Below are 26,184 nucleotides of genomic sequence, written 5' to 3' on the forward strand. Positions count from 1 at the left end.
ACCCCCGGTGCTGGCTTTTCGCCAGACCGGGGGGTTTTCGTGTCGGCTCACGGTCGCGCAGACGGCATGGCCCGGGGCGGGTACCTGTCGGGAAATCCCGCTGCTACTCTCGTTTGACCGACCTTCCTTGGATCCCGGGAGATGAACAAGGCCTTCGAGGCGTTTGACGAGCACCTGCTCGAGCTGGCCCGGTTTGTTGAAGAAGCCGAGTCCATGGAGAAGGGGCTGCACCAGTTGACGGTCCTGGTGGGCCACGCCATGGACTGCCGGCATTGCTCGATCATGCTGGTCAAACAGGATCCGGAGACCGGCGAACCACGCCTCCGGGTCGAGGCGCACCAGGGGGCGCTCGTGCCGCAGGCCTACGGGGAGTCCCAGCGTTTCGGGACCGGCATCGCGGGACAGGTCGCCGCATCCGGCAAAGGACTCCTGATCAACGATCTCCACCATTCCGAATTTGCCGGCGACGCCCGCCGTTGCCACGAGGTGGAGGCGGTCGACGTGATCGCGGTGCCGGTGGTGCTCGATGGCGAGGTGATCGGTGTGATCAATATTGATTCCCCGCGCGATCAGCGGCGGCTGACGCAGGAGGATCTGCGCATGGCATCGATCCTGGCGCTGGTGGTGGCCAAGTCCGTACTGGTCCATCGGCTGAAGGGGCTGCTGCGCACCAGTTTCACGCAAATGGCGCTGGCCCGTCAGCCGGGAGCGGCGACGGGGCCCATTACCCACGCACCGGAGCGCGTGGCCCGGTTGCTCGCGCGCACGCTGTACGACGAGATGAGCCGCGCCGGGTTTTCCCGCGATCATGTGCTGACGGCCGCGACCGAACTGATCGGCCAGGTGAGCGAGGGGCGGGAATGACGGCGAGGGTGCCATGAAGGACACCGGATTCGAGCGCCGCTGGCGCCAGCGTTTCCTCGAACGCGGAGCGAGCCTGGAGGATGACGCCGGGATCGCCGGCTGGACGCCGACCGGCCTGAACAGCCGCGTGCGGCAGTTCGAGCGTCTCTGGCGGGACGCGGCCCATGCGCCCGGACGCTGGCTCGATATCGGCTGTGGCGCGGGTACCTACACGCGGATGCTGCATGCGCAGGGTCATGCGGTGTGGGGGCTGGACTACTCCACCCCGTCCCTGGCGAAGGCGAGGGATCGCAGCAATCCGACGATCCCGTGGCTGGCGGCGGATATCCAGCAGCTCCCGCTGCCGGATGCCGCGTTCGACGGGGTACTCTGCTTTGGCGTAATGCAGGCGTTGTCGGAGCCTGCGCCGGCACTGGCGGAGATCCGGCGGGTCCTGCGTCCCGGTGGCGAGGCCTGGGTCGATGCGCTGAACCTGCGGTGTCTGCCCACGGCGCTTCGGGAGTGGCGGCGCCATCGCCGGGGACAGCCGCCGCATTTGCGCTACGACGATCCCGCCGCCTTGCGCGCGACGGCCGAGGCCGCGGGTCTGGTGGCGCTGGAGCTGGACTGGTTGCCGCTGGCACCCGGGCGTCTCGCGCGCCTGCAGCCACTGCTGGAGAACCGGGGCACCCGTGGTGTGCTGCAGTCGGTCCCGGTCGCCGGGGCATGGCTGAGCCATTCGTTCATTCTGCGGTTGCGCAGGGCGTGATGCGCTGACTGCCCCCGAGCCCCTGTCGGGAAATTTTGCACTTGGTGGCGTCGAGCACCTTTTCTCAGGCATGCCTGTGTCGGGTGGCCCTCGATATCAGTGAGTTACCCGTTATTCGACGAAGTGGCATCCCGCTTGCTAACTCTTCAAGGAAAGCGTCTGATTGCAGTGTGCCCCGAAAATCGCCCGGTGCGGGTGGAGGCGGGCGCCCCGGCGCGAACGGCGTAACGCCGGGGACGGACCTGGAGCAGGCAAGAATGAGTGACGAACACGATCAGAACCACAGCCATGGCCCGGAGGGCGAGGATCCGTCCGGCAGCCCCGTGGATCGGGACGAGGCTTCGTCCGGCCCGCGCAGCCGGACTCGCCGCCGCCTGACCACCGCCGGCCTGGGTGGCGCGATGCTGGTGTCTCTCCCCGCCAAGTCGGTCTGGGGTGCACAGGGGCAGTGTTCGCTGTCGGGTAATATCTTCTCCGCCAACGTCTCCAATATCGACCACGAGTGCACCGAGGGCGATGGCTGCACGCCGGGCTTCTGGAAGAACAACTGGTTCGCCTGGGACTGCACCGGCTACTCGCCGGGGACCTGCCACAAGACCAATCCACCGGGCAACCAGTGCCGCAGCTTCGATGCGACGGTGCATCCCGGTGGCGCGACCTCCTTCGAGTCGGTGTTCGGCTACAAGCCGGAGTGTCTGAGTGGCTCGCCGTCGCTGATGGAGGTGCTGCAGGCCAGTGGCGTGTGCAGTGGATCGCTGGACTGGCATGCGGTGGGGGCGGTCCTGAACGCGGCCTGCACCTCGATCGACTTTGGCGCCTCGGTGGATGAGGTGGTGAAGGCCTATTCCATGGCCCGCGATGACGCGGACAAGTACACGGCCGTGAAGAACGTCTTCGTCTACATGAACGAGCGCTTCTGCCCAATCAACAGCCAGGGCGACTGCGAGGATGGATACTCGCGCAACGAACTGGGCGTATGCGTAGAGGTGCGGACCACCACGTCCAACCAGAAGGGCAATCGCTGACCTGCGGGGCGCTGCCCCGGGTACGGCTGGCCGTACGGTAAACGAGGCGCACTTGTCCGTTCCCGAAGAACCCCTCGAACTGATTTCGCTGCCGGTCGCTCACGTGCGGGCGTGGGGCGAATCCGTGGTCGTCTTTGATCAGCGCTGTGGCGAGACACACGTGCTGCAACCGCCCCTCACCGAGCTCTTCCAGGCCCTGCAAGAGGGGCCGATGACGCCGACGGCCCTGTTCGAGTACCTTGAACAGCGTTACGAAGCCGCCGAGGGGGAGCTGGAGGATGCGATGCAGGCCGGCCTGAGTCAGTTGCGGGAGCATCACCTGATCTGTGATCCGGCGGACTCGCGGGACGCGTGACAGCCCCAGAAGACCTGCGCGCGGGGCTGCGCGGCGCCGGGGTGGCCCTCCAGGTGGGCCCGTTCGTGGTCCGGCTGCGTTCGCGGCTGGACCGGGTCGAACGCGCGCTGGCCCTGTTCTACGACCGGCAGTTGCTGCCGCCGGAACAGGCGGCGTTTGCCGATTTTCACATCACGCTCGCACGGGCCTCCGGCCTGCACTGGCTCTGGCGCCCGCAGGCGCGATTCTTCCTCGACGGTCGATCACCGTTTCGCCCCCTCCCGCTGGCCCACGCCTACCCGCTGTTCGAGTGGGGGCTGAACTGGTGCATTGCCCAGCACGCCCACGACTTCCTGATGATCCACGCGGCGGTGCTGGAACGTAACGGTCGGGCGCTGGTGATGCCGGGCGAGCCGGGGGCGGGGAAGAGCACGCTGACCGCCGCGCTGACCCTGTCCGGCTGGCGCCTGCTGTCGGACGAATTCGCCCTGCTTTCCCTGACGGACGGGCAGCTGGTGGCCCTGCCGCGCCCGGTCAGCCTGAAGAATGCCGCCATTGACCTGATCCGCGAGCGCTACCCGCAGGCGGTCATCGGGCCCGCCTCGCATGACACCAGCAAGGGGACCGTGGCGCACCTTCGGCCACCGGATGCGAGTATCCAGCGGATGGGTGACCCGGCGCGACCGGCCTGGCTGGTCTTTCCGCGGTTTGCCGCCGGGGGCCGTGACCACCTTGCGCCGCTGGACCGGGCCGTGGCCCTGCAGCGGCTGGTCGGGTCGTCGTTCAACTACAGCGTGGTGGGGGCCGCGGGCTTCGAGGCCGCGGCCGACCTGATCGAGCAGAGTGCGTGCCTCGAGCTCGAGTACGCAGATCTGGATGCCACCCTGGGGCTGCTGAACGACCTGACCGCGGGGGGCGCGTGACATCCTCCGCGCTGACGCAACTGCTCGCGGTCCTGGGCGCTCCGAAGTCGGCCGGGCGGCTTTCGCTGGCGGACTGGGACCTGCTGGTGCGGGTGGCGCGGGTGGCCTCCCTGGAAGGGCGGCTGCATGCATTGATCGAGGAGGCCGGGACACTGCCCGAGGTGCCACCGGCGCCGCGACGGCACCTGCACGCGGCCCGGGTCCTGGCGGACCGTCAGCACGCCATGGTCCGCTGGGAGGTGGCGCGGATCCACGAGGCCCTGGCGCCCGAGGCGATCCCGATGATGCTGCTCAAGGGCGCTGCCTATGTCATGGCGGGCTTGCCCTGCGCCCCGGGGCGTCAGTTCTCCGATGTCGACATCCTCGTCCCGCAGGCGCGGATTGAGCAGGCGGAGCAGCACCTGTTTGTCCAGGGTTGGGTCTGCGAGGGCTACGATGCCTATGACCAGCGGTACTACCGCCAGTGGATGCACGAACTGCCGCCGCTCACGCATATCCAGCGCAAGAGCGTGCTGGACGTGCACCACACCATCCTGCCGCCGACCGCGCGGCTGCATCCCGACCCGGATCTTCTGTGGCAGGCGGCGCTGCCGCTCGACGACTATCCGGGTGTGTATATCCCGGCTCCGGTGGACATGGTCCTGCACAGCGCGACGCACCTGTTCCACGACGGCGAGCTGGAGAACGGGCTGCGGGACCTGGCCGATCTGGATGCGCTGCTGCGGTACTTTGTGGCCGAGGATCCGGGTTTCTGGGAGCGGCTGACGGCGCGCGCCTTCGAGATGGATCTGGCACGCCCGCTCTTCTACGCCCTGCGCTATGGCCGCGAATTCCTGCAGACCCCCGTGCCCGATTCGGCCTTCGCGGCCCTGGCCCGCGCGCGCCCGTCGGCGCCTCTGCGTGGGCTGATGGACGGGCTGTTCCGTCGCGGCCTGATACCCCATCACTGGACCTGCGATGGCGTCGGGTCCGGCGCCGCGCGCTGGCTGTTGTACGTGCGTTCCCATTACCTGCGCATGCCGCTCCACCTGCTCCTGCCTCATCTGGTGCGCAAGGCGGTCAAGGACCAGCGCAAGGGGAAGCGGGAACGGCCCGAACCCTGAGGGAGACGCTGATTGAATCGCACGTCCGCGTTGGTGCCCCCCCCCAGTTGTTCGAGACAAACGTTCCGAGACAAGGCGCGTCGTGCAGCGGGTAGTGGTTCTACCCGCCCGTTTTGGATGGATTCGGGGCGCAACGCAGGATCGGGCCATATTCATTCAGAATCGGGGGGCACCAACCCCACAAGCCATAGAAAGCAGGGGCTCGGCCGCCCGTTGTTGATCAAAAACGGGCGCGGGAACGGCGTTGCGGTTCCCTTGTGCAGAATGACTGCACCGCAGTCACCGCGCCTTGTTCGTACGCAAAAGCGACTCGAGCGCGGACGTGCGATTCAATCAGCGTCTCCCTGAGGTCCGCGCGCTCCCGAACCCGCAGCTCGACCGCCGCCCGTCTACCCGACCAGCGGGCCTTTACCCGGTAGCGGGGTCCGCCTCTACGCTTAGGGGTGCCAGGAGCAGCTCGGCGCGAAACAGGACGCGCGGGCCGGCCACCAGGCCGAGGCAGCGGTAGCGCTGCTGTGCCATCCCGGAGCCGGCCAGGCCGCGATCCGAGGTGTCCACGTGTTCGACCGGGCTCACCAGCATATGCAGGGCATCGGCGCTGCGCAGGGCGCGCGCCAGACGCTGGTCGACGCTGATGTGATGCGCGGTATAGATCATGGGGTCGCGATAGAAATCGTGGCCATCGGCATGGGCCTTCTCCAGCAGCGCGCAGGAGATCAGGGATGCCGGAAACATGTCGGGAAAGTTGACCCGGTCCTCCAGCTCGTCGAAGTAGTCCGCCTGGCGCACGAGCGAACCCGACAGCAGATTCTTCGCGTTGCTGTTGGTCATGAACTTGCGCTTGTGGAACCACCCGTTGTCCGGCAGTTCGCGGCGGTCCTCGAGCCGGTCGAGGTCGAACCCCGCGGGCAGGGGCAGTGCCGCGTCCGGCAGCGCGCGGGGGGTGGCCGTGTCGCGCACGTGTCCCAGCAGCACCAGACCGCCGGATGTGCGCATCGCGATGCGGTTCGACAGTTGCGGCCGTCCCGCCTCGTCCATGCGCCGGTTCGTGGGCTTGACCACGGTGGTCAGGGCCTCGTCCGGGCGCAGGGCCCCGGCAAAGGTGAACTGGTAGTTCCGGAATGGCCGTTCGCGGATGTTCCCGCTGTCGCCCTCCGCCTGGCGTACCTGCGTGATCAGGGCCTCGGCGAGGCATTCCAGTTGAAAGCCCAGCACAATCGGGCCGCCAAACGGGTTGCCGCGGATCCGCATCCACTTGTCGCCGTCATGGAACGGGTTGAAGTCATCGGTGGCGTTGCGCGCCACGTCGATGTGGATCTGACGAAAGACGCGGGGGGCGTCGAGAGGGGACGCGGCCATGGGCGTGCGTTCTACCGGGCAGGGCCTGCCGTGACGTGTGCGGGCGTCGATGGGTTACTCCCGGGCGTTTGCCAGCAGCGGACGAATCCGGTCCGCTGGCACCGCGTAGCTGATCCCGCTGGGGTGGCCGACCGCCGCCTCGCGTCCGCCCTGGACGAAGACCTGATTGATCACGCCGACGACTTCGCCGCTGTCGATCCGGTAGACGGGGCTCCCGCTGTTGCCGGGGTAGGCGGTGGCATCCAGCTGAAACACCATGGGTGCCCCAGCCCGCAGTTGCCGGATGCGCGCCTCGCTCAGTTCGCTCGAGCGCCGGGCGGTGATCGCCATGGGGGTGCGCGCCGCCACGCTCGCGCGATGGGTCGCGGGATAGGTGCCCAGGACCATGCCGATCGGGAAGCCGGTAAAGGCCAGTTGTTCGCCTTCGCGCACGGCATCGGAGGATCCCAGCTGCAGGGGTGGCAGCGGGGGCCCGGCAATCCGCAGCAGGGCCAGGTCGTCGTCCGCCGAATGGGCCACCAGTTCCGCGCTGTGGATGGAGGTGTCACGGCCTTCGCCGCTGACCACCACGAGTTGTTCGCGGTTCTCGTGATCCAGGGACGTCGGGATCACATGGTGATTGGTGACGATCAGGCTACCGTCGCCAACCGCAAAGCCGGTGGCGAGGTAATGGGCCCGGGGGCTGCGCGCGGGCTGGTGGGTGGCGATGCTGACCACCGAGGGTTTGATGCGCTCGATGGTGTCGGGCAGCGCATCGGCCGCGGCCGGGGGCTGGAGGACCAGAAGGGCCAGAAGGCTGGCCGCGGCCAGGGCCTTCAGCGTCCGCCATTTGCGCGGGCGGGTGCATGGCGCAGAGGCCGGTGACAAGAGGCCGGATCGCGTGCTCGTCGTATTGTTCATGGGCCACCCCCCGCCGGTTGATGGTCCAAGTCTAGGCCAGGCGTCTCCGGTCGTGGTGGCGGTGCGTTAGGTGACGCGGGTGGCGGCCGGCGGCGGCGTTAAGAAAGATGAATCCGCGCGGCAGGGCGGGGCGTCTCCCTAGTTGAAGACGATGGTCTTGTTGCCGTGGGTGAGGACGCGGCCTTCGAGGTGGTAGCGCAGGCCGCGGGCGAGGACCCAGCGTTCGACGTCGCGGCCCTTGCGGATGAGATCCTGCACGCCGTCATCATGGCGGATGCGGGTGACGTCCTGTTCGATGATCGGCCCGGCGTCGAGGTCCTCGGTGACGTAGTGGCAGGTCGCACCGATCAGCTTCACGCCGCGGGCGAAGGCCTGGTGGTAGGGCCGTGCGCCGACGAACGACGGCAGGAAGCTGTGGTGGATGTTCAGGATGCGTTCGGGGTATTCGTCGCACAGCGCGGGCGGCAGGATCTGCATGTAGCGCGCCAGTACGATGGCGTCGGGCGCGAGTTCGGCGAGTCGCGCCTGCAGGGTAGCGAAGGCGGTCTCGCGGTCCTCGCGCGGCACGGGGATGTGCTCGAACGGGATGCCGTAGCACCGGGCCAGCGGCTCCAGGTCACGATGGTTGGAGAGGATCGCCGGGATCTCCATCGGCAGTTCGCCGTTGCTCCAGCGGGCCAGCAGGTCGCTGAGGCAGTGCGGCTCGCGCGAGACCATCAGGACCACACGTGGTCGCGTTTCGGCGCCCGCCAGCCACCAGTCCATGCCGAGATCGAGGGCCAGCTCGTCCAGGCGTTCGCGCAGGGCGGGCTCGGCATCGACGGGCAGCGAGAACACCCAGCGCATGAAGAACCAGCCGGCCTCGGCATCGGTGTGTTGTGCGGCCTCGGTGATCCAGCCATCGGTGTTGGCGATCGCGTTGGCGATGCGCGCGACGATCCCGTGCTGATCCGGGCAGCGAATACTCAGCCGAAAACGCGGTCGATCATCCATGTCGTTTATGTATCCCGGATAAGGTCAAGGGCGGGTTTTACCACGAAGCTCACGAAGACACGAAGAAGGGCAAGGTCAAAGGCAGTTGCACCACAGAGTGCACGGAGGACACGGAGAAAGACGACAAAGGGTTATAAGGGCAGGAAGCGATTCGCTACGCTCATCGGAATCCTGCCTGCCACAAAACCATTCCCAGTTTTCTCTGTGTCCTCCGTGATCTCTGTGGTTAATCCGCCCTTGCCCTTCTTCGTGCCTTCGTGAGCTTCGTGGTGAACACAAAGCGGCGCCAGGAAAGACGAGGGGTGTTAGGCGGATTCGCGGCGCAGGCCGGAGGGGATGGAGAAGGTGATGGTCTCTTCGCGGCCGGACAGTTCGGAGATGGTGTCGACGCCGTGCCCGCGCAGGAAGTCGAGCACCTCGTTGACCAGGACCTCCGGGGCCGAGGCGCCGGCGGTGACGCCGATGCGGCTCTTGCCCTCCAGCCAGGCGGGGTCGATGTCGGCGGCACCGTCCACCAGGTAGGAGGCTACGCCCATGCGGGCGCCGATCTCGCTCAGGCGGTTGGAGTTCGAGCTGTTCTTCGAGCCGACCACCAGCAGCAGGTCGCACTGCTTCGCCAGGTCCTTCACCGCATCCTGACGGTTCTGGGTGGCGTAGCAGATGTCCATCTTGCGCGGGCCCTCGATCTTCGGGAAGCGCGCGGTAAGGGCATCGATGATGCCGGCGGTGTCGTCCATCGACAGCGTGGTCTGGGAGACGAAGGCCAGACGGTCCGGGTTCGCAACCTCCAGATTCTCGACGTCCGCGATGGTCTCGACCAGCATCATGCAGCCGCCCCGGGAGTCGTCGAACTGGCCCATGGTGCCCTCGACCTCGGGGTGCCCGGCGTGGCCGATCAGTACGACCTCGCGACCCTCGCGGGCGTAGCGCGCCACCTCCAGATGGACCTTGGTGACCAGCGGGCAGGTGGCATCGAACACGGTCAGGCCGCGATCCTCGGCCTCCTGCTGCACGCGGCGCGGCACGCCGTGCGCGGAGAAGATCACCACCTGGCCGTCGGGCACTTCGCTCAGTTCCTCGACGAAGCGCACGCCCGCATCCGTCAGGCGGCCGACCACGTGGCGGTTGTGCACCACCTCGTGGCGCACGTACAGCGGCGCGCCGTAGATCTCCAGGGCGCGTTCCACGATCTCGATGGCGCGTTCCACCCCGGCGCAGAAACCGCGCGGATTGGCGAGCTGGGCCTGGATACTCATGGTGTTCTCCTGCGGTCGGTCGCGACCTATTGTGGCTCCCGTACGGATACCACATCCACCTCGAAGGTGAAGTGTTGCCCCGCCAGCGGGTGGTTGAAATCCACCGTCACGGTGTCGTCCTCCACCGCTTCGATGCGGCCGGGCACGGCCTCGCCGGAGGGGCTGTTGAACTCGTAGATGTAGTCCACTTCCAGCGGCAGGTCATCCGGGAACTGCGAGCGCGGCATGCGTTGCACCGCCGCCTGATCCCGGAACGGGAACATGACGCCGGCCTCGATCGCAAATTCCCGGTGGTCGCCGGCCTCCAGCCCGACCAGCAGATCCTCCAGGCCGGGCAGGATCTCGCCGGAGCCGATCTCCAGGGTAATGGGTTCGTCGCCGGTCCCGTCCACTACAAAGCCGTTTTCGAGGATCAGGCGATAGTGCATCTCGATGTGCGCGCCCTTGGTGGCCGTGGTCATGCGTGCTCCCGTGTTCAGTGCTTGTCTTCGGAATGGCTGTGGTCACCCTCGATGAAGGTCGCCACGATCAGCGTGATCGCCCCCACCACGATGGCCATGTCCGCCACGTTGAAGGCCGGCCAGTGATAGCCCGCCCAGTGAAAGTCGAGAAAATCCACCACCGCGCCGTGGCGCACGCGGTCGATCAGGTTGCCGACGGCCCCGCCCAGTACCAGGCCCAGGGCCGTCACCGACCACCACGCCCGGCGCGGCAGGCGGGCCAGCCAGCCGATGATCAGCAGCCCGATCACCACGGCGATGCCGGTCAGCAGCCAGCGGCCCCAGTCCCCGGCGCCGGCCAGGAAGCTGAAGGCCGCACCGGGGTTGTAGACCAGCGACAGATTGAAGAAGCTCGTCACCTCGACCGGGGCGAACAGCGTCAGCGCGTGTTCCGCCCAGATCTTGGTGACCTGGTCCGCGACCACGATCGCGGCCGCGATCAGCAGCCCCGGGCCCAGACCGGAACCCCGCAGTTGCATCAGGCGAAGTGCCGGGTCTCGCCCGGGCCTTCCACGTTGCTGACGCAGCGCCCGCACAGTTCCGGGTGTTGCGCGTGCTCGCCGACATCCGGACGGCGGTGCCAGCAGCGCACGCACTTGGGCTGTTCGCTCTTGTGCACCACCACGCCCAGCGCTGTCCCGTCTGTCAGTTCGGCGGTATGCGCGCCTTCCGGGGCGGCGCCCTCGGCCAGACGGGCCTCGGAGGTGATCAACACGAAGCGCAGCTCGTCGCCCAGGCGCTCCAGCAGCGCGCGCGTCGCGGAGTCGGCCGGCAGATGCAGGTCGATCTCGGCATTCAGCGAGGCGCCGATGCCCTGTTCGTTGCGCGCCAGTTCCAGCGCGCGGGCGACGTGGGTGCGCACCTCCAGGATGCGGTCCCAGTCACCGTCGGAGAACGTCGCGTCCTCCGGCAGCGGGGCCAGTCCCTCGTACCAGGTGGCGAACAGCACGCTGTCCGGCCGCTCGCCGGGCAGCAGCTCCCAGATCTCTTCGGCGGTAAAGGTCAGGATCGGAGCCACCCAGCGGGTCAGGGCCTCGGCCACGTGGTACAGCGCGGTCTGCGCCGAGCGCCGGGCGTGCGAATCCGCCTGCGTGGTGTACTGGCGATCCTTGATCACGTCCAGGTAGAAGCTGCCCAGCTCCACCGAGCAGAAGTTGTGTACCCGCTGGTAGATCTGGTGGAACAGGTAGTCGTCATAGGCCTTGGTGACCTGGCCCTGTACCTGCAGCGCGCGGGCGACGATCCAGCGATCCAGCGGCAGCAGATCGTCCAGCGGCAGGGCGTGCTCGGCCGGCTCGAAGCCGTTGAGGTTGCCCAGCAGGAAGCGCGTGGTGTTGCGGATGCGGCGGTAGGCATCGGCGGTGCGATCGAGGATGTCCTTGGAGATCGCCATCTCGCCGGAGAAGTCGGTGGCCGCGACCCACAGGCGCAGGATATCCGCGCCCAGGGTGGAGACGACCTCCTGCGGCGCGACCACGTTGCCGCGCGACTTGGACATCTTCTCGCCCTTCTCGTCCACGGTGAAGCCGTGGGTCAGCACCGCCTTGTAGGGCGCCGCGCCGCGCATGGCCACGCTGGTCAGCAGGCTGGACTGGAACCAGCCGCGGTGCTGGTCGGAGCCTTCCAGGAACAGGTCCACCGGCAGTCCGCCCAGTTCCGGGCGCTTCTCCACCACCGTGGAGTGCAGCACGCCGGAGTCGAACCAGACGTCGAGGGTGTCGTTCAGCTTCACGTAGTCGTCGGCCTTGTCGCCCAGCAACTCCTTCGGGTCCAGCTGGAACCACGCCTCGATGCCTTCCTGCTCGATGCGCTGCGCGACTGCCTCGACCAACTCCGCGGTGTGCGGGTGCAGGCGGTTGGTTTCCTTGTGCACGAAGAACGGGATCGGCACGCCCCAGTTACGCTGGCGCGAGATGCACCAGTCCGGACGGTTGACCACCATGCCGTGGATGCGGGCCTGGCCCCAGCTCGGCATCCACCGGGTGTCGGCGATCGCCTTGAGCGCATCCGCGCGCAGCTCGGCGCGGTCCATGCTGATGAACCACTGCGGGGTCGCGCGGAAGATGATCGGCGTCTTGTGGCGCCAGCAGTGCGGATAGCTGTGCTCGAACTTCACTGCCACGATCAGCGCGCCGTGTTCCTTCAGTACGTCGATCACATGGCCGTTGGCCTGGTGCACGTTCTCGCCGGCGAAATGCGGGGTGTCCGGCAGGAAGCGCCCGTCCGGGCCCACCGGGTTTTCCACCGGCAGGCTGTACTGCAACCCGACCGCGTAGTCCTCCTGGCCGTGGCCGGGGGCGGTGTGCACCGCGCCGGTACCGGTCTCGGTGGTCACGTGGTCGCCCAGGATCAGCGGGACTTCGCGGTCCAGGAACGGGTGGCGCAGCATCAGGCCTTCCAGCGCCTGGCCCTTGGCGCGGGCGACGATCCGGCCCTCGCCCAGCGAATAGCGGGCCAGGCAGTCCTCGACCAGGTCCTCCGCCAGCAGGATGCGCTCGTGCTCCAGCTCCACCAGGGCGTAGTCCAGCTCCGGGTGCAGGGCGACCGCCTGGTTGGCCGGCAGGGTCCACGGCGTGGTGGTCCAGATGACCACGCTGATCGGGCCGCGCGAGCCGTCGATGCCGTCGAAGCGGCGCAGGAAGTCGATGTCGTCGACCACGCGGAAGCGCACGTCGATCGCCTGCGAGATCTTGTCCTCGTACTCGACCTCGGCCTCGGCCAGGGCCGAGCCGCAGTCCACGCACCAGTGCACCGGCTTCTCGCCCATCTGCACGTGGCCGCGCTTGAAGATCGTGCCCAGCGCGCGAACGGTATCGGCCTCCACCTGGTAGTTCATGGTCAGGTAGGGGTGGTCCCAGTCGCCCAGTACGCCCAGGCGCTGGAAGTCCGCACTCTGGCCGTCCACCTGCTCCTGGGCGTATTCGCGGCAGGCCTTGCGGAAGGTCGCGGCATCCACGTCGCGCCCGGCCTTGCCCAGGTTCTGTTCCACCTTCAGCTCGATCGGCAGGCCGTGGCAGTCCCAGCCCGGCACGTAGGGCGCATCAAAGCCGGCCAGGGTGCGGCTTTTCACGATCACGTCCTTGAGGATCTTGTTGACCGCGTGGCCGACATGGATCGAGCCGTTGGCGTAGGGCGGGCCGTCCGCCAGCACGAAGCGCGGCCGCCCGGCACAGTGCTCGCGCAGGCGCTGGTAGCGGCCCTCGGCCTTCCAGGCCTCCAGCCATTCGGGCTCCCGCGTCGCCAGGCCGGCGCGCATGGGGAAGGCCGTCTCGGGCAGGTTGAGGGTGTCCTTGTAGGGATTCGGCGGTGCCGGTTTGCGTGCCATGAGCGAGTTCCGGATCGGCCCTGCGGGCCGGTTTCAGTCGAGTTCGGAGAGTTGCATGCGGGCCGTGTCGACGTCGCGCGCGATCTGTGCGCGCAGCGCCTCCAGGCCCTCGAAGCGTTGTTCGCCGCGCACCTGCGCGACCGGCTCGAAGCACACGGCCTCGCCGTACAGGTCGGGCTGGCCCTCGAGCACGTGGGCCTCCAGGCGCTGTTCGGTGCCGTCCACGGTCGGGCGCCAGCCGATATTGGCGACCGCCGGCAGGGCCTCGCCGGAGGCGCGTCGCAGCCAGCCGGAGTACACCCCGCGCAGCGCCAGCGGCCAGGGCCCCAGGCGCAGGTTCGCGGTGGGGAAGCCGATGGTGCGCCCGCGCTTCTCGCCATGCGCGACCCGACCGTGCAGGCGGTAGGGCCGGCCGAGCAGCTCGGTCACCCGGGCGAAGTCCCCGGCGACGGCCGCGGCGCGCACCCGCGTGCTGCTGATACGGCCCTCGGCGTCGCGCACCGTCGGGGTGGACTCCACAGTGAAACCGAGGCGTCGGCCGGCGGTCTGCAGCGCGGCCTGGTCGCCCTCGCGGCCGCGGCCGAAGCGGAAGTCGTCCCCGACCAGGACGTGCCGCGCCCCCAGCCGCTGGTGCAGGACCTCCTCCATGAAGGCGTTCGCCGACAGCCCGGCCAAGTGCGCGTCGAAGCGCAGGATCCAGGCGGCATCCAGGGCGCTGTCGCCCAGGGTGACCAGGCGGTCGCGCAGCCGCTGCAGGCGCCCGGGCGGAGCCGGGGCCTGGGTCCGCGCGCCAAAGTACTCGCGCGGCAGCGGTTCGAAGGTCATCAGGAGCGCCGGCGCCTGGCGCTCCTGCGCCGCCTCGAGCAGGCGCCCCAGAACAGCCTGATGACCACGATGGAGACCATCAAAGTTGCCAATGGTCACCACCGCGCCGTGCAGGCCGGCCGCCTCGAACGCCTTGCTGTCGGCCGGCCCCAGGCCGCGAATCAGCCGCATCGCCCCGATCCCGCGCAAAACCGCGAGTATAACCCGCCGGGGCCACCCCGGGCATCATTGATCCGCGCCTTCCGTGGACTCGCGCAGCAACAGGTGACGCGGACGCAGCCCGGCCAGCCACAGCGTGGCGGCGAGCGTGGCGGTCCCGGCCAGAATCAGACCCGCGAGCGCCATAAGGCGTGTATCGATGGACCACTCGGTCCACTGGCCGAACTCGGGCGAGAGCCAGGCCAGCACGCCGATCATCGCGGCCAGGCCCAGCGGCAGCCCGAGCCGCAGCCGGCGCAGGCCCGGGCCCGGCTGGTAGATGCCCTCGCGGATCAGCCCGCGATAGAGCAGCCCGGCGTTGATGTAGGCGGAGGCCGAGGTGGCGAGCGCCAGCCCGGCATGCGCCCCCGGCATACCGGAGAGATACCACGGCAGCACGAAGGCCCCGTTCAGCACCATGTTCCAGAGCATGGCGATGATCGCGATCTTGACCGGGGTCTTCGTGTCCTGGCGGGCGAAGAAGCCGGGTGCCAGGACCTTGATCAGGATGAACCCGGGCAGGCCCAGCGCATATGCGGCCAGCGCCATCGCGGTCATGTAGGTGTCGAACTGGGTGAAGGCCTGGTACTGGATCAGCGTGGCCAGGATCGGCACCGCCAGCACCACCAGTCCGACCATGGACGGCAGCGCCACCAGCATCGCCAGGCGCAGGGCCCAGTCCAGCGTACGGCCGAACGCGGCCGGGTCGGCCTGGTTGTACTGGCGCGCCAGGCGCGGAAGGATCACCGTGCCGATGGCGATCCCGAACAGCGCCAGCGGCAGCTCCACGAAGCGGTCGCCGAAGTACAGCCAGGAGATCGACCCTGCGACCAGAAACGAGGCGATCAGGGTGTCCACCAGCAGGTTGATCTGCACCACCGAGGTCCCGAGGATCGCCGGCAGCATCAGCTTCACGATCCGGCGAACCCCCTCGTGGGCGCGCCGGAAACGGGGGCGGGGCAGCAGTCCCGCGCGCCACAGGAACGGGATCTGGAAGGCGAGTTGCAGGGCCCCGGCGATGAACACGCCCCAGGCCAGGGCCATGATCGGTTCTTCGAACATCGGCGCCAGCCACAGCGCCGCGCCGATCAGCGCCAGGTTCAGGAACACCGGGGTGAAGGCGGGCACCGCGAAACGCCCGATGCTGTTGAGGATGCCGGCTGCCATCGCGGTCAGCGAGATGAACAGCAGGTAGGGGAAGGTGATCCGCAGCATGGTGGCGGCCAGATCCTCGCGCCCGGCCTCCTGGGTGCCCAGGCCCGGGGCGAATACCCAGATCAGCGCCGGTGCCGCCAGGACCCCGATCAGGGTCACCACGGTCACCACGGTCATCAGGGTGCCGGCGGTGTGATCCAGCAGATCGCGCAGGGCTTCGCGCCCGCGCTTCTCGCGAAACTCGGCGAACACCGGCACGAAGGCCTGGTTGAAGGCGCCCTCGGCGAACAGCCGGCGCAGGAAGTTGGGGATGCGAAAGGCGACGAAGAAGGCGTCGGTCGCGGGGCCGGCGCCGAAGGTGACCGCCAGCACCATGTCGCGCAGATAGCCCATGATCCGGGAGATCATGGTCATGCCACTGACAACGGCGGTGGAGCGGAACAGGCGGTTCATCGCGTGCGGGCGGCCGACGGGAAAGCCCCGCAGTGTACTTGAATCACCCGCACCGGACTGCTGCCTTCGCCACGAAGCCCGCGACGAAAGACCAGGTGAAAAGCGATTTCACCACGAAGGGCACGAAGGCACGAAGAAAGGCAAGGTCAAGGGCGCTTGCACCACGGAGGGCACAGAGGGCACGGAGAAAAACAGGGTTGGTTTGGTGGAAGGGGATGTGGATGAGCGCAGCGAATCGCATCAATCCCAACGGACGGCCCGGCATCGATACATTTCGCATCGCTCACCGCATCCTGCCGCCTCCGGGCCGGTATCCGCCTCAAGTCTTTGCAGCTTTCTCCGTGGTCTCTGTGTGCTCTGTGGTGAAAATGCCTTTGCCCTTCTTCGTGCCTTCGTGTGCTTCGTGGTGAATACAGGTGGTGAGATCAGAATGCCGGGCACGAAAAAGGCCGCCCGGAGGCGGCCTTCTTGGACGGTCCAGTGAAGGAGCCGTCAGCCATGGGAGTGGCGCCTTAGATGGCGGTCACTTCGCCGGCGGCGAGGCCCTTGGCGGTTTCCTGGATCTCAAAGGAGACCTTCTGGCCTTCGGCCAGGGTCTTGAAACCCGAACCGTTGATCGCGGAGAAATGGACGAACACGTCCTTGCCGCCATCATCGGGGGTGATGAAACCGAAACCCTTGCTCTCGTTGAACCACTTCACAACACCAGTATTCACAACTTGTAACCTCTTCATGTAACTAACAAATGTGTTCGCGGCATGCTGCCAACAGATCAACGGGAGCACTGGTTCAGAAACTAGAAACTTCCTAGTGTTGCCGCTCAACCACGAATCACGTCTCCGACTATACGCCGCATCCCCGGCAAAATCCAACGCCCCTCCATGAACTTTTTTTGGCGCTGCGACGCCGATTTTCCGCATGCCGGGAGATTCACCACGAAGCGCACGAAGACACGAAGAAGGGCAAGGGCCTGTGACAGGAAGACGCGAAGATTCGAAGCGGGATCGGGTCGGAGCGTACAGGGCGGGGCTGACGGTCCGGGCATGCCCCGATTCCATGCCAGTACCCACACCCAAGGACCCTTCCTGCCTTCGCGTCTTCCTGTGAATCGCCCTTGACCGGCTTCGTGGTGCAACCGGAAGGGGGGGTCAGAGCTGGCGGATGTCGACGAAGCTGCCGCGGGTGGTCTGGTGCAGGCGGGGCAGGACGTCGAGGATGGCGCGGGCGGCATCTTCGGGGCCGGGCATGTCCTGCGTGCCGCGAGCGGCCTTCAGGCGCTGGAGGACCGGAAAGCTCTCGCGGTCGGCCTCGTCGCACAGGTAGTCCTGCATCGCAGTATCCACCAGGCCCGGGGCGAAGGCGTTGATCGCCGTCTCTTCCGGGAATTCGTGGGCGTAGAGCTGCATCATCATGTTCAGCGCCGCCTTGGAGAGCGAGTAGCCGCTCCAGCCGGCATGTCCGGAGACCGAGGCGCCGGAGGAGATGGCGATGATCTGGCCAACCCGCACGCGGTGCTTCAGCAGCGCGTCGAGGATCACCTTGTTGGCGAAGGTGTTCACGTCCATGAGCAGGCGTAGCTCGTCCATCGGCGCGTCCTGCATGCGCTGCATGTGGCCCAACAGTCCCGCGTTGAGCACCACCAGGTCCAGCGAGTCCACGCCCTGCAGCAGGCGTTCCATCGCGGCCCCGGTGGCGGTGAAGTCACCGAGGTCCACCCGCTCGTCACCGCTGACCCCGGCCTCGGGGCAGCCGCGACGGCTCATGCCATAGACGTGTGCGCCCTGTTCCAGCAGTACCCGGGTCAGCCCCAGGCCCAGCCCGCTGGAGTTGCCGGTCACGAGCGCCGAACCAAAACGGCCGTCCTGCATATCGCTCTCCTTCAGGTTCTGAATGTGCGGATTGTCTACCACGAAGCGCACGAAGGCACGAAGAAGGGCCAGGTCAAAAGCGTTTGCACAGGAAGATGCGAAGACCGGAAGAGGGATATGGGATGAAGCGCGAGTGCTATGCCGGACTTCTCGGATGTGCCTCGGCCGCCCATCCAGTACCCACCAAAATCCTTCCAGACTTCCCGTCTTCCTGTGAACCGCCCTTGCCCTACTTCGTGCCTTCGTGTGCTTCGTGGTGGATTAAAGTGATCGACCCCGGCGTACGGGCGCGTTCGCGCCAATCGCGTTCGAGGTCGGCGGCCGGCATCGGGCGGCCGAGGAGGAAGCCCTGGACCTCGTCGCAGCCCATCTCGCGCAGGAATCGGTGCTGCGCTTCGGTCTCCACGCCCTCGGCCAGCACCCGCAGCTTGAGGGTCTTGCCCAGGCCGATGATGGCGCGGGTGATGGCCTCGTCGTCCGGGTCGTTGCCGATGCCCCAGGTGAACTCGCGGTCGATCTTGAGTGTGGTCAGCGGCAGCCGCCGGAGGTAGCGCAGGGATGATTGTCCGGTGCCGAAGTCGTCGATGGCCACCGACACCCCGAGGTGCACCAGGCGCTGGAGCATGGCCGCGGCCGCGTCGATGTCCTCGACCAGGACACTCTCGGTGACCTCCACCTCCAGGCGCTCGGGGGCGAGCCCGGCTGCCTGAAGCGTCTCGAGGATGCGCTCGGGCAGGTTGGGGTCGGCGAACTGGCGCGCAGAGAGATTGATCGCCAGGCGTAGCGCCGGCAGGCCCTTGCGGTCCCATTCCACCAGTTGTTGCGTGGCGGTGCGCAGCACCCAGTCGCCGATCGGCACGATCAGCCCGGTCTGTTCCGCCAGCGGGATGAAATCCGCCGGCGAGATCATCCCGCGCTCCGGGTGGCGCCAGCGGATCAGGGCCTCGATGCCGACCGTGTCACCCCGATTCAGGCCGGTCTGCGGCTGATAGTGGAGCTCGAACTCGCTCTGGCGCAGCGCGGTGCGCAGCCCCTGCTCCAGTTCCAGTTGCTCGCGCGCCTGGGTGTTCAGCCTCTGCGTGTAGAAGCGACAGGTGTTGCCGCCGGCGTTCTTGGCATCGTGCAGGGCGCTGGTGGCATGGCGCAGCAGGTCGTCCTTGCCCCGTGCATCCTGCGGGAACAGGCTGACGCCGGCACTGATCGTCGCCACATGCTGGCCATCCCCCAGGGCGAACGGCTCGGCGCAGTGTTGCAGGATGGCCTGCGTGCGATCACGGGCCTCGGCCGGGTCTGCGATCGCGGTCAGGACCAGGGCGAATTCGTCCGCGGCCAGTCGTGCGAGGGTATCGCGTGGCTGCAACTGATGCTGCAGCCGTTGTGCGAGTGCGTTCAGCAGGGCGTCCCCGGTGTCGTGTCCCAGGGTGCTGTTGATCGAGGTGAAGCGGTCGATGTCCAGCAGCAGTACCGCCAGTGGTTCCCCCTGGCGTTCGGCCTCGTCGAGGGTCGCACGCAGGCGGGTGCGCAGCCCGGTCCGGTTGGGGAGGCCGGTCAGGGCGTCGAAGTTGACCAGCTTGAACAGGGCCTGTTCAGTCTTCTCGCGTTCGGTCAGGTCCTGGTGGATGCCGAGGATGCGCGTGGGCGTCTCCTCTGCGCGTTCGCCTTCGGCCAGCATGTAGCGTTCTTCGCCGTGGGGCAGCAGCAGGCGATGCCGGATGGAGAAGCGGTGGGTCTGGCCGTTGGCCAGGCGCAGCAGGGCGAATGCCAGCGCGGCGCGATCATCCGGATGGGTGGCCTCCACCAGGGCCTCGCGGGTCAGGGTGCGGGGCTGGTCGCCATGTCCGAAGAGTTTGCTTGCCTCGGGCGAGAGGTGGACCTCGTCGGTCTCCAGGTCCAGGTCCCAGTGGCCGATGCGGGCCACACGCTGTGCGGCCAGCAGGCGTTGATGGCTGTCCTGCAGGGCCTGCTCGGCGCGCATGCGTTCCTGCACCTGATGGGTCAGCAGGTCGATAGCCTCGCGCAGGTGTTCGGCCTGCTCCGGTGTGTCGTCCGGCCGGTCCGCGCGCTGTTCGCGCAGGACCGCGAACTGCAGCGGCTCTAGGGCGTGCTGGCAGGTCCCGATGTCGATCAGGGCGGGACGGGGCCGGCCGTCCTCGCGGACCAGGTCCACCGGGTCGCGCCGCGGGATCCAGCCCTCTGCCCGGGTCGCCTCGCGCAGCCGCTCGTGCAGGTCGAAGGCCGGGTCTCGCGGCGTGATCAGGCGGGCCAGATTGCGGCCGTCCAGGCTGCAGGCGGTGGTGCCGAACAGGCGTTCCGCCGCCGGGTTGGCGTAGCGTACGGTGCCGTCGGCCGTGACGAAGAGGATCGCCTCGCTCAGCGCGTTCACCAGATCAAGCGGGGCGGGGCTTTGACGGGTCTCCAGGGCGCAGGTCATGGCGTATCGCCGGATTCGCGCTGGGCGTCGGGGTCCTCTTGCCAGCGGTAGTCCGCCTCGACCCGGTTGCCGCTGCCGTGATAGCGCACCTGTTCGCACAGCTGGCGTACCAGAGTCAGTCCGCGCCCCCACAGGCGCTGGTCGCCGCGGCCCTCCAGGGCTTCCTGGATCCGCTGGTGGTCGAAGCCCGGTCCGCTGTCGCGCACGCGGATGCGGATGCAGTGCTGACCATCCAGCGGGCGGTATCGCAGGGAGAGGGCGATCCGGCCGCGGATGTCGCTCAGGGCCGCGGCGCGCTGGCGATAGTACTGCTCGAAGCCCTCCACCGTGGCCTTCATGCCGGAGTCCAGCCGCAGGACGCCGTGTTCGAAGGCGTTGTTGCACAGCTCCGCAATCACGGTCTGCAGGGCTTCGGCATGGCCCCCTCCCAGGTTCGGCAGCCATTCGAGCAGCTGGCTGCGCGCTGCGCCGACCAGGTCGACTTCGGCGAGGCGCTGGTCGCTGGCCTCCAGGGACCAGCGCAGCGTGCCCCGAAGCTCGTGGCTCTGCGGTCGTTCGCTCTCGGTGACCACGCCCGGGCTGCAGTCGATGGTCACCAGAGTCATGTCGTCGGCCGGCGTCTGGTCGCCACAGTGGGTATCCAGTGCCTCGCGGATGCGCTCGAAGGCGGTCCCGGCCGATTCGCCGGCCTGGCAGTGGCGAAGGATTGCGTCCTCGCCAAAGGCCGTTCCGGCGATATCGGTGGCTTCGAGGACGCCGTCGCTGACCAGCGTCAGCCAGTCGCCGTCGTCGAGTTCGTAGCTGCGTGCCCCGGTGTCGAGGTCCAGCCGGGCGAGGATGCCCAAGGGCATGGCCCGGGACTGGATACGCCGGACTCGGTCCTGGCGGGTATTGCACAGCCAGGCGTCCGGCATACCGCCATTCCACAGGCGTACCCGGCGGCCGTCGGCGGAGAAGGTGGCGAGCAGGGCCCCCATGAACATCGCCGGCGGCAGGAAATCATGCAGCACATGGTTCAGCTCGTGCAGCAGCTCCTGGTCGTCCACGCCGGCCTCGGTCAGGGTGTGGAAGGTCTCGCTGACCGGGTAGGCGCCGATCGCCGCGCTCAGGCCGTGGCCGGTGAAGTCGCCCACCAGCACGCGCAGGGCCCCGTCGGGCCTGTAGTCGGACAGCACCACGTCGCCGCTGAAGGTGGAGGCCGCGCAGCGATGCAGCTGCAGTCGGTCCAGCCCGCGGTTGCGGCGGGTGATGGCGCGCGAGAACAGGGTCTCGGCGGTTTCCTCTTCCCAGGCCTGGCGTGCCTGGGCGCGGAGCAGGGCGGCGTTGCGGCTTTGCAGACCGGTGTGCAGATCGCGCAGGCGTTCCATCGCGTGGATCTTGGCTTTCAGGACTGCGAGGTTCAGCGGCTTGGTGAGGAAGTCGTCACCGCCCGATTCGATCGCCCGCAGCAGGGCGTTTTCGTCGTCCAGCGCGGTCAGGAAGATCACCGGGATGAAGTGCGCGCCCATCTCCGCCTTGATCCGGGACGTCGCCTGGTAGCCGTCCATCTCCGGCATCATCACGTCCATCAGGATCAGGTCGGGGGCCTGCTCCCGGCAGGCCTGCACGGCTGCCCGGCCATCCGCGGCCTCGCGCACGTCGTAGCCGGCGCCCACCAGCATCACGCGCAGCAGTCGCCGGTTGTGCGGGTCGTCGTCGGCGACCAGTACCAGGCCTTCGCCGGAGATCAGGTCACCGGGCGGGGTTGGGTGTGCCTCGGAGGCGTGGGCGGTGTCTTCCACGGGGCCGGTTACTGGATGCGGAACAGGCGGCCGAAATTAGCGATGTCCAGCACCTTGCGCACGGCCTCCGAGGCGCCGGTGATGCTGACGTCGGAGAACTCGCCGCCGGCGTGTTCGCGCAGCAGGAGCAGCATGCCCAGTGCGGAGCTGTCCATGTACTCGGTGTGGGCGAGGTCGACGATGTAGCGCACGCCGGTCCCGCCGGTGTCGCGGTAGGCGGCGCGGAAATCCTGGTGCTGCTCGAAGTCGAACCGGCCCTTGACCCGGATGCGGACTTCCTTGCCGTCGTCGGAGGTGTGCTGCTCGATGCTCATATGCGGTTCCTGGCGCTGTGGCGGGCTTCATGCCCGGTGAGAGTTGGTACGCGGCCCCGGGATTCGTGATCGGGTACGCGGGGGTTCGACGGAAAAACCTCAGAACAATTCCACATCCCCCGTACCCATGTTCTGCTGATCCACCGCGCGGTGATAGGTCTCCTGGCGGCGCTCGCGCCATTCGCGCACGCGGGTGGCCATGGCCCGTGCGTCCTCGGTAGAGCGGGCCTCGTGCAGGATGCTTCGCAGCTCCTGCAGGTGTGCCACGGCCTCCTCCGCGGTGCCCAGTGACTGGCGGGCGATGTCCTCGAACTGCAGCGAGCGCACGGCGGTCGCGACCGCCTGGTTCATGCGCTCGCTCAGCTCGGCCTCCTCGCGGATGCGGGCCTCTACCTCGTCGGTGGCCCGCTGTGCATAGCGAAGCAACCGGGTCATGCGTTCCTTCTCGCCCATGCTCTTGCTCATGTCGCGCGAGGCCATGTCGTGCACGGTCCCGTGGACCTTGTTGATCGATTCGCGGGCCTGGTCGATCTGTGCACGGATGTCGTCGTGGAAGTTCGCCGAGCGCTGGGACAGCGAGCGCACCTCGTCGGCGACCACCGAGAAGCCACGCCCTGCCTCGCCGGCCCGCGCCGCTTCGATGCTGGCGTTGAGCGCCAGCAGGTTGGTCTGCCCGGCGATCGCGCCGGCGCTGTCCAGCAGCTTGAACACCCCGTCCATGTGCTGGCTCATGTCCTCCATGTGGTGGGCGCTCTCCACGCTCTGGCGGCTGATCTGCACCAGGGTGTCGATGAACATCTGCAGGGTCTCGTCGGACTTGCGGGTGAGTTCGGTGATGACCTCGGCATGGGTCATCGCCTGATCGTCGCCGTCTTCCTGGGCAAGGTCGCTGGTCATCAGTTCCATCTGGCGGCCGGCGATCTGGTGCATCTCGTTGAAGCTGGTGCCCAGTTCCTGCACGGCCTCGGCGATCAGCCCGCGCTGGCGGCCGATCTCCGCCTCCAGCTGGTCCAGCTCGAAGCGCATCGCCTGGTCCAGCGCGTCTGACAGCTCGCCGCCGCCGGTGGGCTGGTTCGTCGTCGCGGTCTCGCCGGATGCGGCCGGAGGGGTCGGCCCGCGCAGGTGCGTGCCCGCGGCGAGCAGGGCAGCCACACCGGCCAGGGCTGCGGCCCCCAGGGCGACCCAGCCGGCCCCATCCAATGTGGCCAGGACTGCCCCGACCAAGAGCAGGGCGGTAAGGACGAGCGCCAGCGCCTTCTGGGTGGTGTCACGGGTCAGCCATTGCATACGGTGGTCCATTCCGGTGCTCCTATTCGCTGGCTGCGGCGGGGTTGCGGTGGTCCTGGATCAGCGCGGAAGCGATGCCTGCCAGCGGCAGGACTTGCACGGCCGCTCCCCTCTTGACAGCTGCACCGGGCATGCCCCAGACAAGGCTGGTTTTCTCGTCCTGGGCGATGGTGTGCGCCCCGGCATCGCGCAGGGCCCGCAGGCCGCGGGCGCCGTCGTCGCCCATGCCGGTCAGCAGGGCGGCCACGACATTCGCGCCCGCCTGTTCCGCGGCGGAGTTGAACAGTACGTCGACGCTCGGACGGTGGCGGTTCACCGGGGCGTTCTGGTCGAGACGGCAGACGTAGCGCGCACCGTCACGCGCCAGGCGCAGGTGGTAGTCGGTGCCCGGGGCGATGTAGGCATGCCCGGGCACCACGATATCGCCGTCCTCGGCCTCTTTTACGGTGAGCGCGGTGCTGCGGTCCATGCGTTCGGCAAAGGCCCGGCTGAAGCCGGCGGGGATGTGTTGCGTGATCAGGATTCCCGGAGCATCCGGCGGCAGCGCGACAAGCACCTCGCGAAGGGCTTCGGTGCCGCCGGTCGAGGCTCCGAGGGTGATCACGCGATCAGTTGTCTTCAGACGTTTGCTGACTGGTGCCAGGCGCTGCGGATCGACCGTGGCACGGGCGCTGCGTGTCTGAAGGCGTACACCGGCGGCGGTTCGCACCTTGCGGGCAAGCTCGTCGGCGTAGCCTTGGAAGGCATGCGAGACATCGACCTTCGGCTTGGTGACGAAATCCACTGCGCCGACCTCCAGTGCCTCCAGGGTGACCTCGGCTCCGGCCTCGGTCAGGGACGAGACCATCACCACCGGCATCGGACGCAGGCGCATCAGGTTGCGCAGGAAGGTGATGCCGTCCATCTTCGGCATCTCGACATCAAGGGTCAGCACATCAGGCGCGAGCTGCTTGATCTTCTCGCGCGCGTCGTAGGGGTCTGTGGCCGTCCCGACTACCTCGATGCCGGGCGCCTGCGACAGGATCTCGCCTAGCAGCTTGCGGATCAGGGCCGAGTCGTCGACCACCAGCACGCGGACGGTACGGTCTTCGGGCATTCAGAAAAGCTCCACGTCGCCGCCGACCGGCTCGTTCTCCAGGCGGCGCCGGTAGTCCTGCTCGCGGTCGAGCAGGGTGTTGTTGTGCAGGGCCACGAGCTTCTTTACCCGGGCGCGACCGCTTGAGGGGAAAAACACGACCTTGCGCGGCCATGTCCCGCCGACATCTTCGGCCACCAGCCGCAGCCCCTCGTCGCGCATGAACTGGCGCAGGAACTGGATGTTGCGCATTCCCACATCGCTCATGCCCGCCATCACACGACCACCTCCGAACATCTTGACGTGCAGATCCTCGCGGCGTGCCCCCAGTTTCAGCAGTTCATTGACCAGAAACTCCATCGCGTAGGTCCCATAGCGGGTGGCACTCGAGGCAGCCGGCCCCCAGCCGCGGTCGCGATCTCCGTCCGGCAGCATAAAATGGTTCATGCCACCGACACCCGCTTGGGATGACCATACGCAGGCCGATACACAGGACCCGAGTACCGTGGTGATCAACTCGGACTCCGAGACCGAGACGTAGCATTCCCCCGGCAGCAGTTTCGCGGCGGGGCAGGCGTGCATCCGGTCCCAATAGCGGTTGATGTGCGCGAAGGCGTTGTCGTGCAAGTTCGGTAATCCTGCCATCAGGTGGCCTTCCGGTATAGCGTCTGGTTCAGCAGGCGGAAGTTCTCGGTTACCCGGAATAATGACTCCGAGTGCCCGATGAACAGGTACCCTTCAGGGCGTAGCAGCTGGGCGAAGCGGTCCACGAGCTTCTTCTGGGTTGGCTTGTCAAAATAAATCAACGTATTGCGGCAAAAAATCGCGTCCAATGGCCCCTGAATCGGCCAGGTGTCGAACAGGTTCATCTGCCGGAAGCGCACCATTGACCGCAATTCGTCGCGAATCTTCACCTTGCCCTCGTTGGCTCCGCGGCCGCGCAATAGCCAGCGCTTCTGGCGCCCCCCGGGGATTCCGGTAACCCGGGCGGCGTCATATACCCCCGCATCGGCATGCGCGACCACCCGTGAGTCGATATCCGTGGCCAGGATGCGAGCGCCTTCTGTCGATCCCAGGGCCTCGGCCAGGGTCATCGCGATGGAATAGGGCTCCTCGCCGGTTGAACAACCGGCCGACCAGACCTTCAGCGGTCCGGACGGATTGCGCTTGCGCATCTCTTCGAGCACGGGGCCGCCCAGCATCTCGAAGTGGTGTGCCTCGCGGAAGAACGCAGTCAGGTTGGTGGTCAGGGCGTTGACGAATTCCTCCAGCTCCTGGTCGTCGCCACCTTCGACCCGGTCCAGATAGGTATCGAAGGCATCGAGCCCGAGTACGCGCAACCGTCGTGAGAGCCTACTGAATACGAGCTCCTTCTTGCTCTCGTTGAGCATGATCCCGGTGCGTTCCTGCGTCAGGCGGGCAACACGCCGGAAGTCGCGCTCGCTCAGGCGATCGGAGGCGGCCATC

24 protein-coding genes are annotated in these 26,184 nt (G+C 67.5%); 6 read left to right on the top strand and 18 right to left on the bottom strand.

All coding sequences use genetic code 11. The features are described from left to right. Positions 1-141: 141 nt before the first annotated feature. The 6 genes from F627_RS0103880 to F627_RS0103905 all read left to right on the top strand — a co-directional run bounded on the left by F627_RS0103880 (position 142) and on the right by F627_RS0103905 (position 4,997). On the top strand, positions 142-864 hold the full coding sequence (locus tag F627_RS0103880; protein ID WP_018876666.1) for a GAF domain-containing protein: 723 nt from the start codon (positions 142-144) through the stop codon (positions 862-864). A 13-nt stretch (positions 865-877) separates the two neighbouring features. Further along, the gene (locus F627_RS0103885; RefSeq protein ID WP_018876665.1) at positions 878-1,612 is read left to right on the top strand and encodes a class I SAM-dependent methyltransferase; all 735 of its coding nucleotides are present in this window, start codon (positions 878-880) and stop codon (positions 1,610-1,612) included. A 257-nt stretch (positions 1,613-1,869) separates the two neighbouring features. Beyond that, complete coding sequence (locus F627_RS0103890; RefSeq protein ID WP_018876664.1) at positions 1,870-2,637, top strand: hypothetical protein; 768 nt, start codon at positions 1,870-1,872, stop codon at positions 2,635-2,637. Between the two features lie 52 nt (positions 2,638-2,689). Next, positions 2,690-2,992: an HPr-rel-A system PqqD family peptide chaperone gene (locus F627_RS0103895; protein WP_018876663.1), complete on the top strand. Its 303-nt coding sequence runs from the start codon at positions 2,690-2,692 to the stop codon at positions 2,990-2,992. Beyond that, positions 2,989-3,894 (top strand): HprK-related kinase A, encoded by a 906-nt coding sequence (locus F627_RS0103900; protein WP_019583343.1) that lies wholly within the window; start codon positions 2,989-2,991, stop codon positions 3,892-3,894. The genes F627_RS0103895 and F627_RS0103900 overlap by 4 nt, the downstream gene beginning before the upstream one ends. Then, the gene (locus F627_RS0103905) at positions 3,891-4,997 is read left to right on the top strand and encodes a nucleotidyltransferase family protein (protein ID WP_019583344.1); all 1,107 of its coding nucleotides are present in this window, start codon (positions 3,891-3,893) and stop codon (positions 4,995-4,997) included. Before F627_RS0103900 ends, F627_RS0103905 begins: the two co-directional genes overlap by 4 nt. Before the next feature lie 408 nt (positions 4,998-5,405). Here the strand turns inward: F627_RS0103905 and F627_RS0103910 are convergent, their stop codons facing one another. The 18 genes from F627_RS0103910 to F627_RS0104000 form a co-directional block, all read right to left on the bottom strand. After that, positions 5,406-6,356, bottom strand: a complete 951-nt coding sequence (locus tag F627_RS0103910) for a hypothetical protein (protein WP_019583345.1) — start codon at positions 6,354-6,356, stop codon at positions 5,406-5,408. Positions 6,357-6,410: 54 nt separating this feature from the next. Then, a complete protein-coding gene (locus tag F627_RS0103915; RefSeq protein ID WP_038035702.1) occupies positions 6,411-7,256 on the bottom strand; it encodes a S1C family serine protease in 846 nt (281 codons plus the stop codon). A 138-nt stretch (positions 7,257-7,394) separates the two neighbouring features. Continuing rightward, a complete protein-coding gene (gene purU / locus F627_RS0103920) occupies positions 7,395-8,249 on the bottom strand; it encodes a formyltetrahydrofolate deformylase (protein WP_018878433.1) in 855 nt (284 codons plus the stop codon). 305 nt (positions 8,250-8,554) lie between these two features. Beyond that, positions 8,555-9,505, bottom strand: a complete 951-nt coding sequence (ispH, locus tag F627_RS0103925; RefSeq protein WP_018881043.1) for a 4-hydroxy-3-methylbut-2-enyl diphosphate reductase — start codon at positions 9,503-9,505, stop codon at positions 8,555-8,557. A gap of 26 nt (positions 9,506-9,531) precedes the next feature. After that, the gene (locus F627_RS0103930) at positions 9,532-9,966 is read right to left on the bottom strand and encodes a peptidylprolyl isomerase (RefSeq protein ID WP_018876657.1); all 435 of its coding nucleotides are present in this window, start codon (positions 9,964-9,966) and stop codon (positions 9,532-9,534) included. A 14-nt stretch (positions 9,967-9,980) separates the two neighbouring features. Beyond that, positions 9,981-10,484 (bottom strand): signal peptidase II, encoded by a 504-nt coding sequence (lspA, locus tag F627_RS0103935; RefSeq protein ID WP_019583346.1) that lies wholly within the window; start codon positions 10,482-10,484, stop codon positions 9,981-9,983. Further along, on the bottom strand, positions 10,484-13,330 hold the full coding sequence (gene ileS / locus F627_RS0103940) for an isoleucine--tRNA ligase (RefSeq protein ID WP_019583347.1): 2,847 nt from the start codon (positions 13,328-13,330) through the stop codon (positions 10,484-10,486). The genes lspA and ileS overlap by 1 nt, the downstream gene beginning before the upstream one ends. 33 nt (positions 13,331-13,363) lie before the next feature. Beyond that, a complete protein-coding gene (locus F627_RS0103945; RefSeq protein ID WP_019583348.1) occupies positions 13,364-14,326 on the bottom strand; it encodes a bifunctional riboflavin kinase/FAD synthetase in 963 nt (320 codons plus the stop codon). A gap of 54 nt (positions 14,327-14,380) precedes the next feature. Further along, on the bottom strand, positions 14,381-15,961 hold the full coding sequence (gene murJ, locus F627_RS0103950; RefSeq protein WP_018878436.1) for a murein biosynthesis integral membrane protein MurJ: 1,581 nt from the start codon (positions 15,959-15,961) through the stop codon (positions 14,381-14,383). A 512-nt stretch (positions 15,962-16,473) separates the two neighbouring features. Beyond that, positions 16,474-16,677 (bottom strand): cold-shock protein, encoded by a 204-nt coding sequence (locus F627_RS0103960; RefSeq protein WP_018873518.1) that lies wholly within the window; start codon positions 16,675-16,677, stop codon positions 16,474-16,476. A 432-nt stretch (positions 16,678-17,109) separates the two neighbouring features. Continuing rightward, entirely contained in the window at positions 17,110-17,829 is a 720-nt protein-coding gene (locus F627_RS0103965; RefSeq protein ID WP_019583350.1) for an SDR family NAD(P)-dependent oxidoreductase, read from the bottom strand. A 229-nt stretch (positions 17,830-18,058) separates the two neighbouring features. Continuing rightward, positions 18,059-20,260 (bottom strand): bifunctional diguanylate cyclase/phosphodiesterase, encoded by a 2,202-nt coding sequence (locus tag F627_RS0103970; RefSeq protein WP_019583351.1) that lies wholly within the window; start codon positions 20,258-20,260, stop codon positions 18,059-18,061. Beyond that, positions 20,257-22,041, bottom strand: a complete 1,785-nt coding sequence (locus F627_RS0103975; protein ID WP_019583352.1) for a SpoIIE family protein phosphatase — start codon at positions 22,039-22,041, stop codon at positions 20,257-20,259. The genes F627_RS0103970 and F627_RS0103975 overlap by 4 nt, the downstream gene beginning before the upstream one ends. Positions 22,042-22,049: 8 nt before the next feature. Then, positions 22,050-22,355: an STAS domain-containing protein gene (locus F627_RS0103980; protein WP_019583353.1), complete on the bottom strand. Its 306-nt coding sequence runs from the start codon at positions 22,353-22,355 to the stop codon at positions 22,050-22,052. A 99-nt stretch (positions 22,356-22,454) separates the two neighbouring features. Next, a complete protein-coding gene (locus F627_RS0103985) occupies positions 22,455-23,654 on the bottom strand; it encodes a methyl-accepting chemotaxis protein (protein ID WP_019583354.1) in 1,200 nt (399 codons plus the stop codon). 10 nt (positions 23,655-23,664) lie between these two features. Continuing rightward, positions 23,665-24,738 carry a chemotaxis response regulator protein-glutamate methylesterase gene (locus tag F627_RS0103990; protein WP_019583355.1) on the bottom strand — a complete coding sequence of 358 codons (1,074 nt, stop codon included), beginning with the start codon at positions 24,736-24,738 and terminating at the stop codon, positions 23,665-23,667. Then, the gene (cheD, locus tag F627_RS0103995) at positions 24,739-25,362 is read right to left on the bottom strand and encodes a chemoreceptor glutamine deamidase CheD (RefSeq protein WP_026332020.1); all 624 of its coding nucleotides are present in this window, start codon (positions 25,360-25,362) and stop codon (positions 24,739-24,741) included. Next, the gene (locus tag F627_RS0104000; protein WP_019583357.1) at positions 25,362-26,183 is read right to left on the bottom strand and encodes a protein-glutamate O-methyltransferase CheR; all 822 of its coding nucleotides are present in this window, start codon (positions 26,181-26,183) and stop codon (positions 25,362-25,364) included. The genes cheD and F627_RS0104000 overlap by 1 nt, the downstream gene beginning before the upstream one ends. Between the last annotated feature and the right edge of the window lies 1 nt (position 26,184).

The sequence above is a fragment of the Thioalkalivibrio sp. ALE16 genome (genome assembly GCF_000381305.1).
Lineage (GTDB): Bacteria > Pseudomonadota > Gammaproteobacteria > Ectothiorhodospirales > Ectothiorhodospiraceae > Thioalkalivibrio.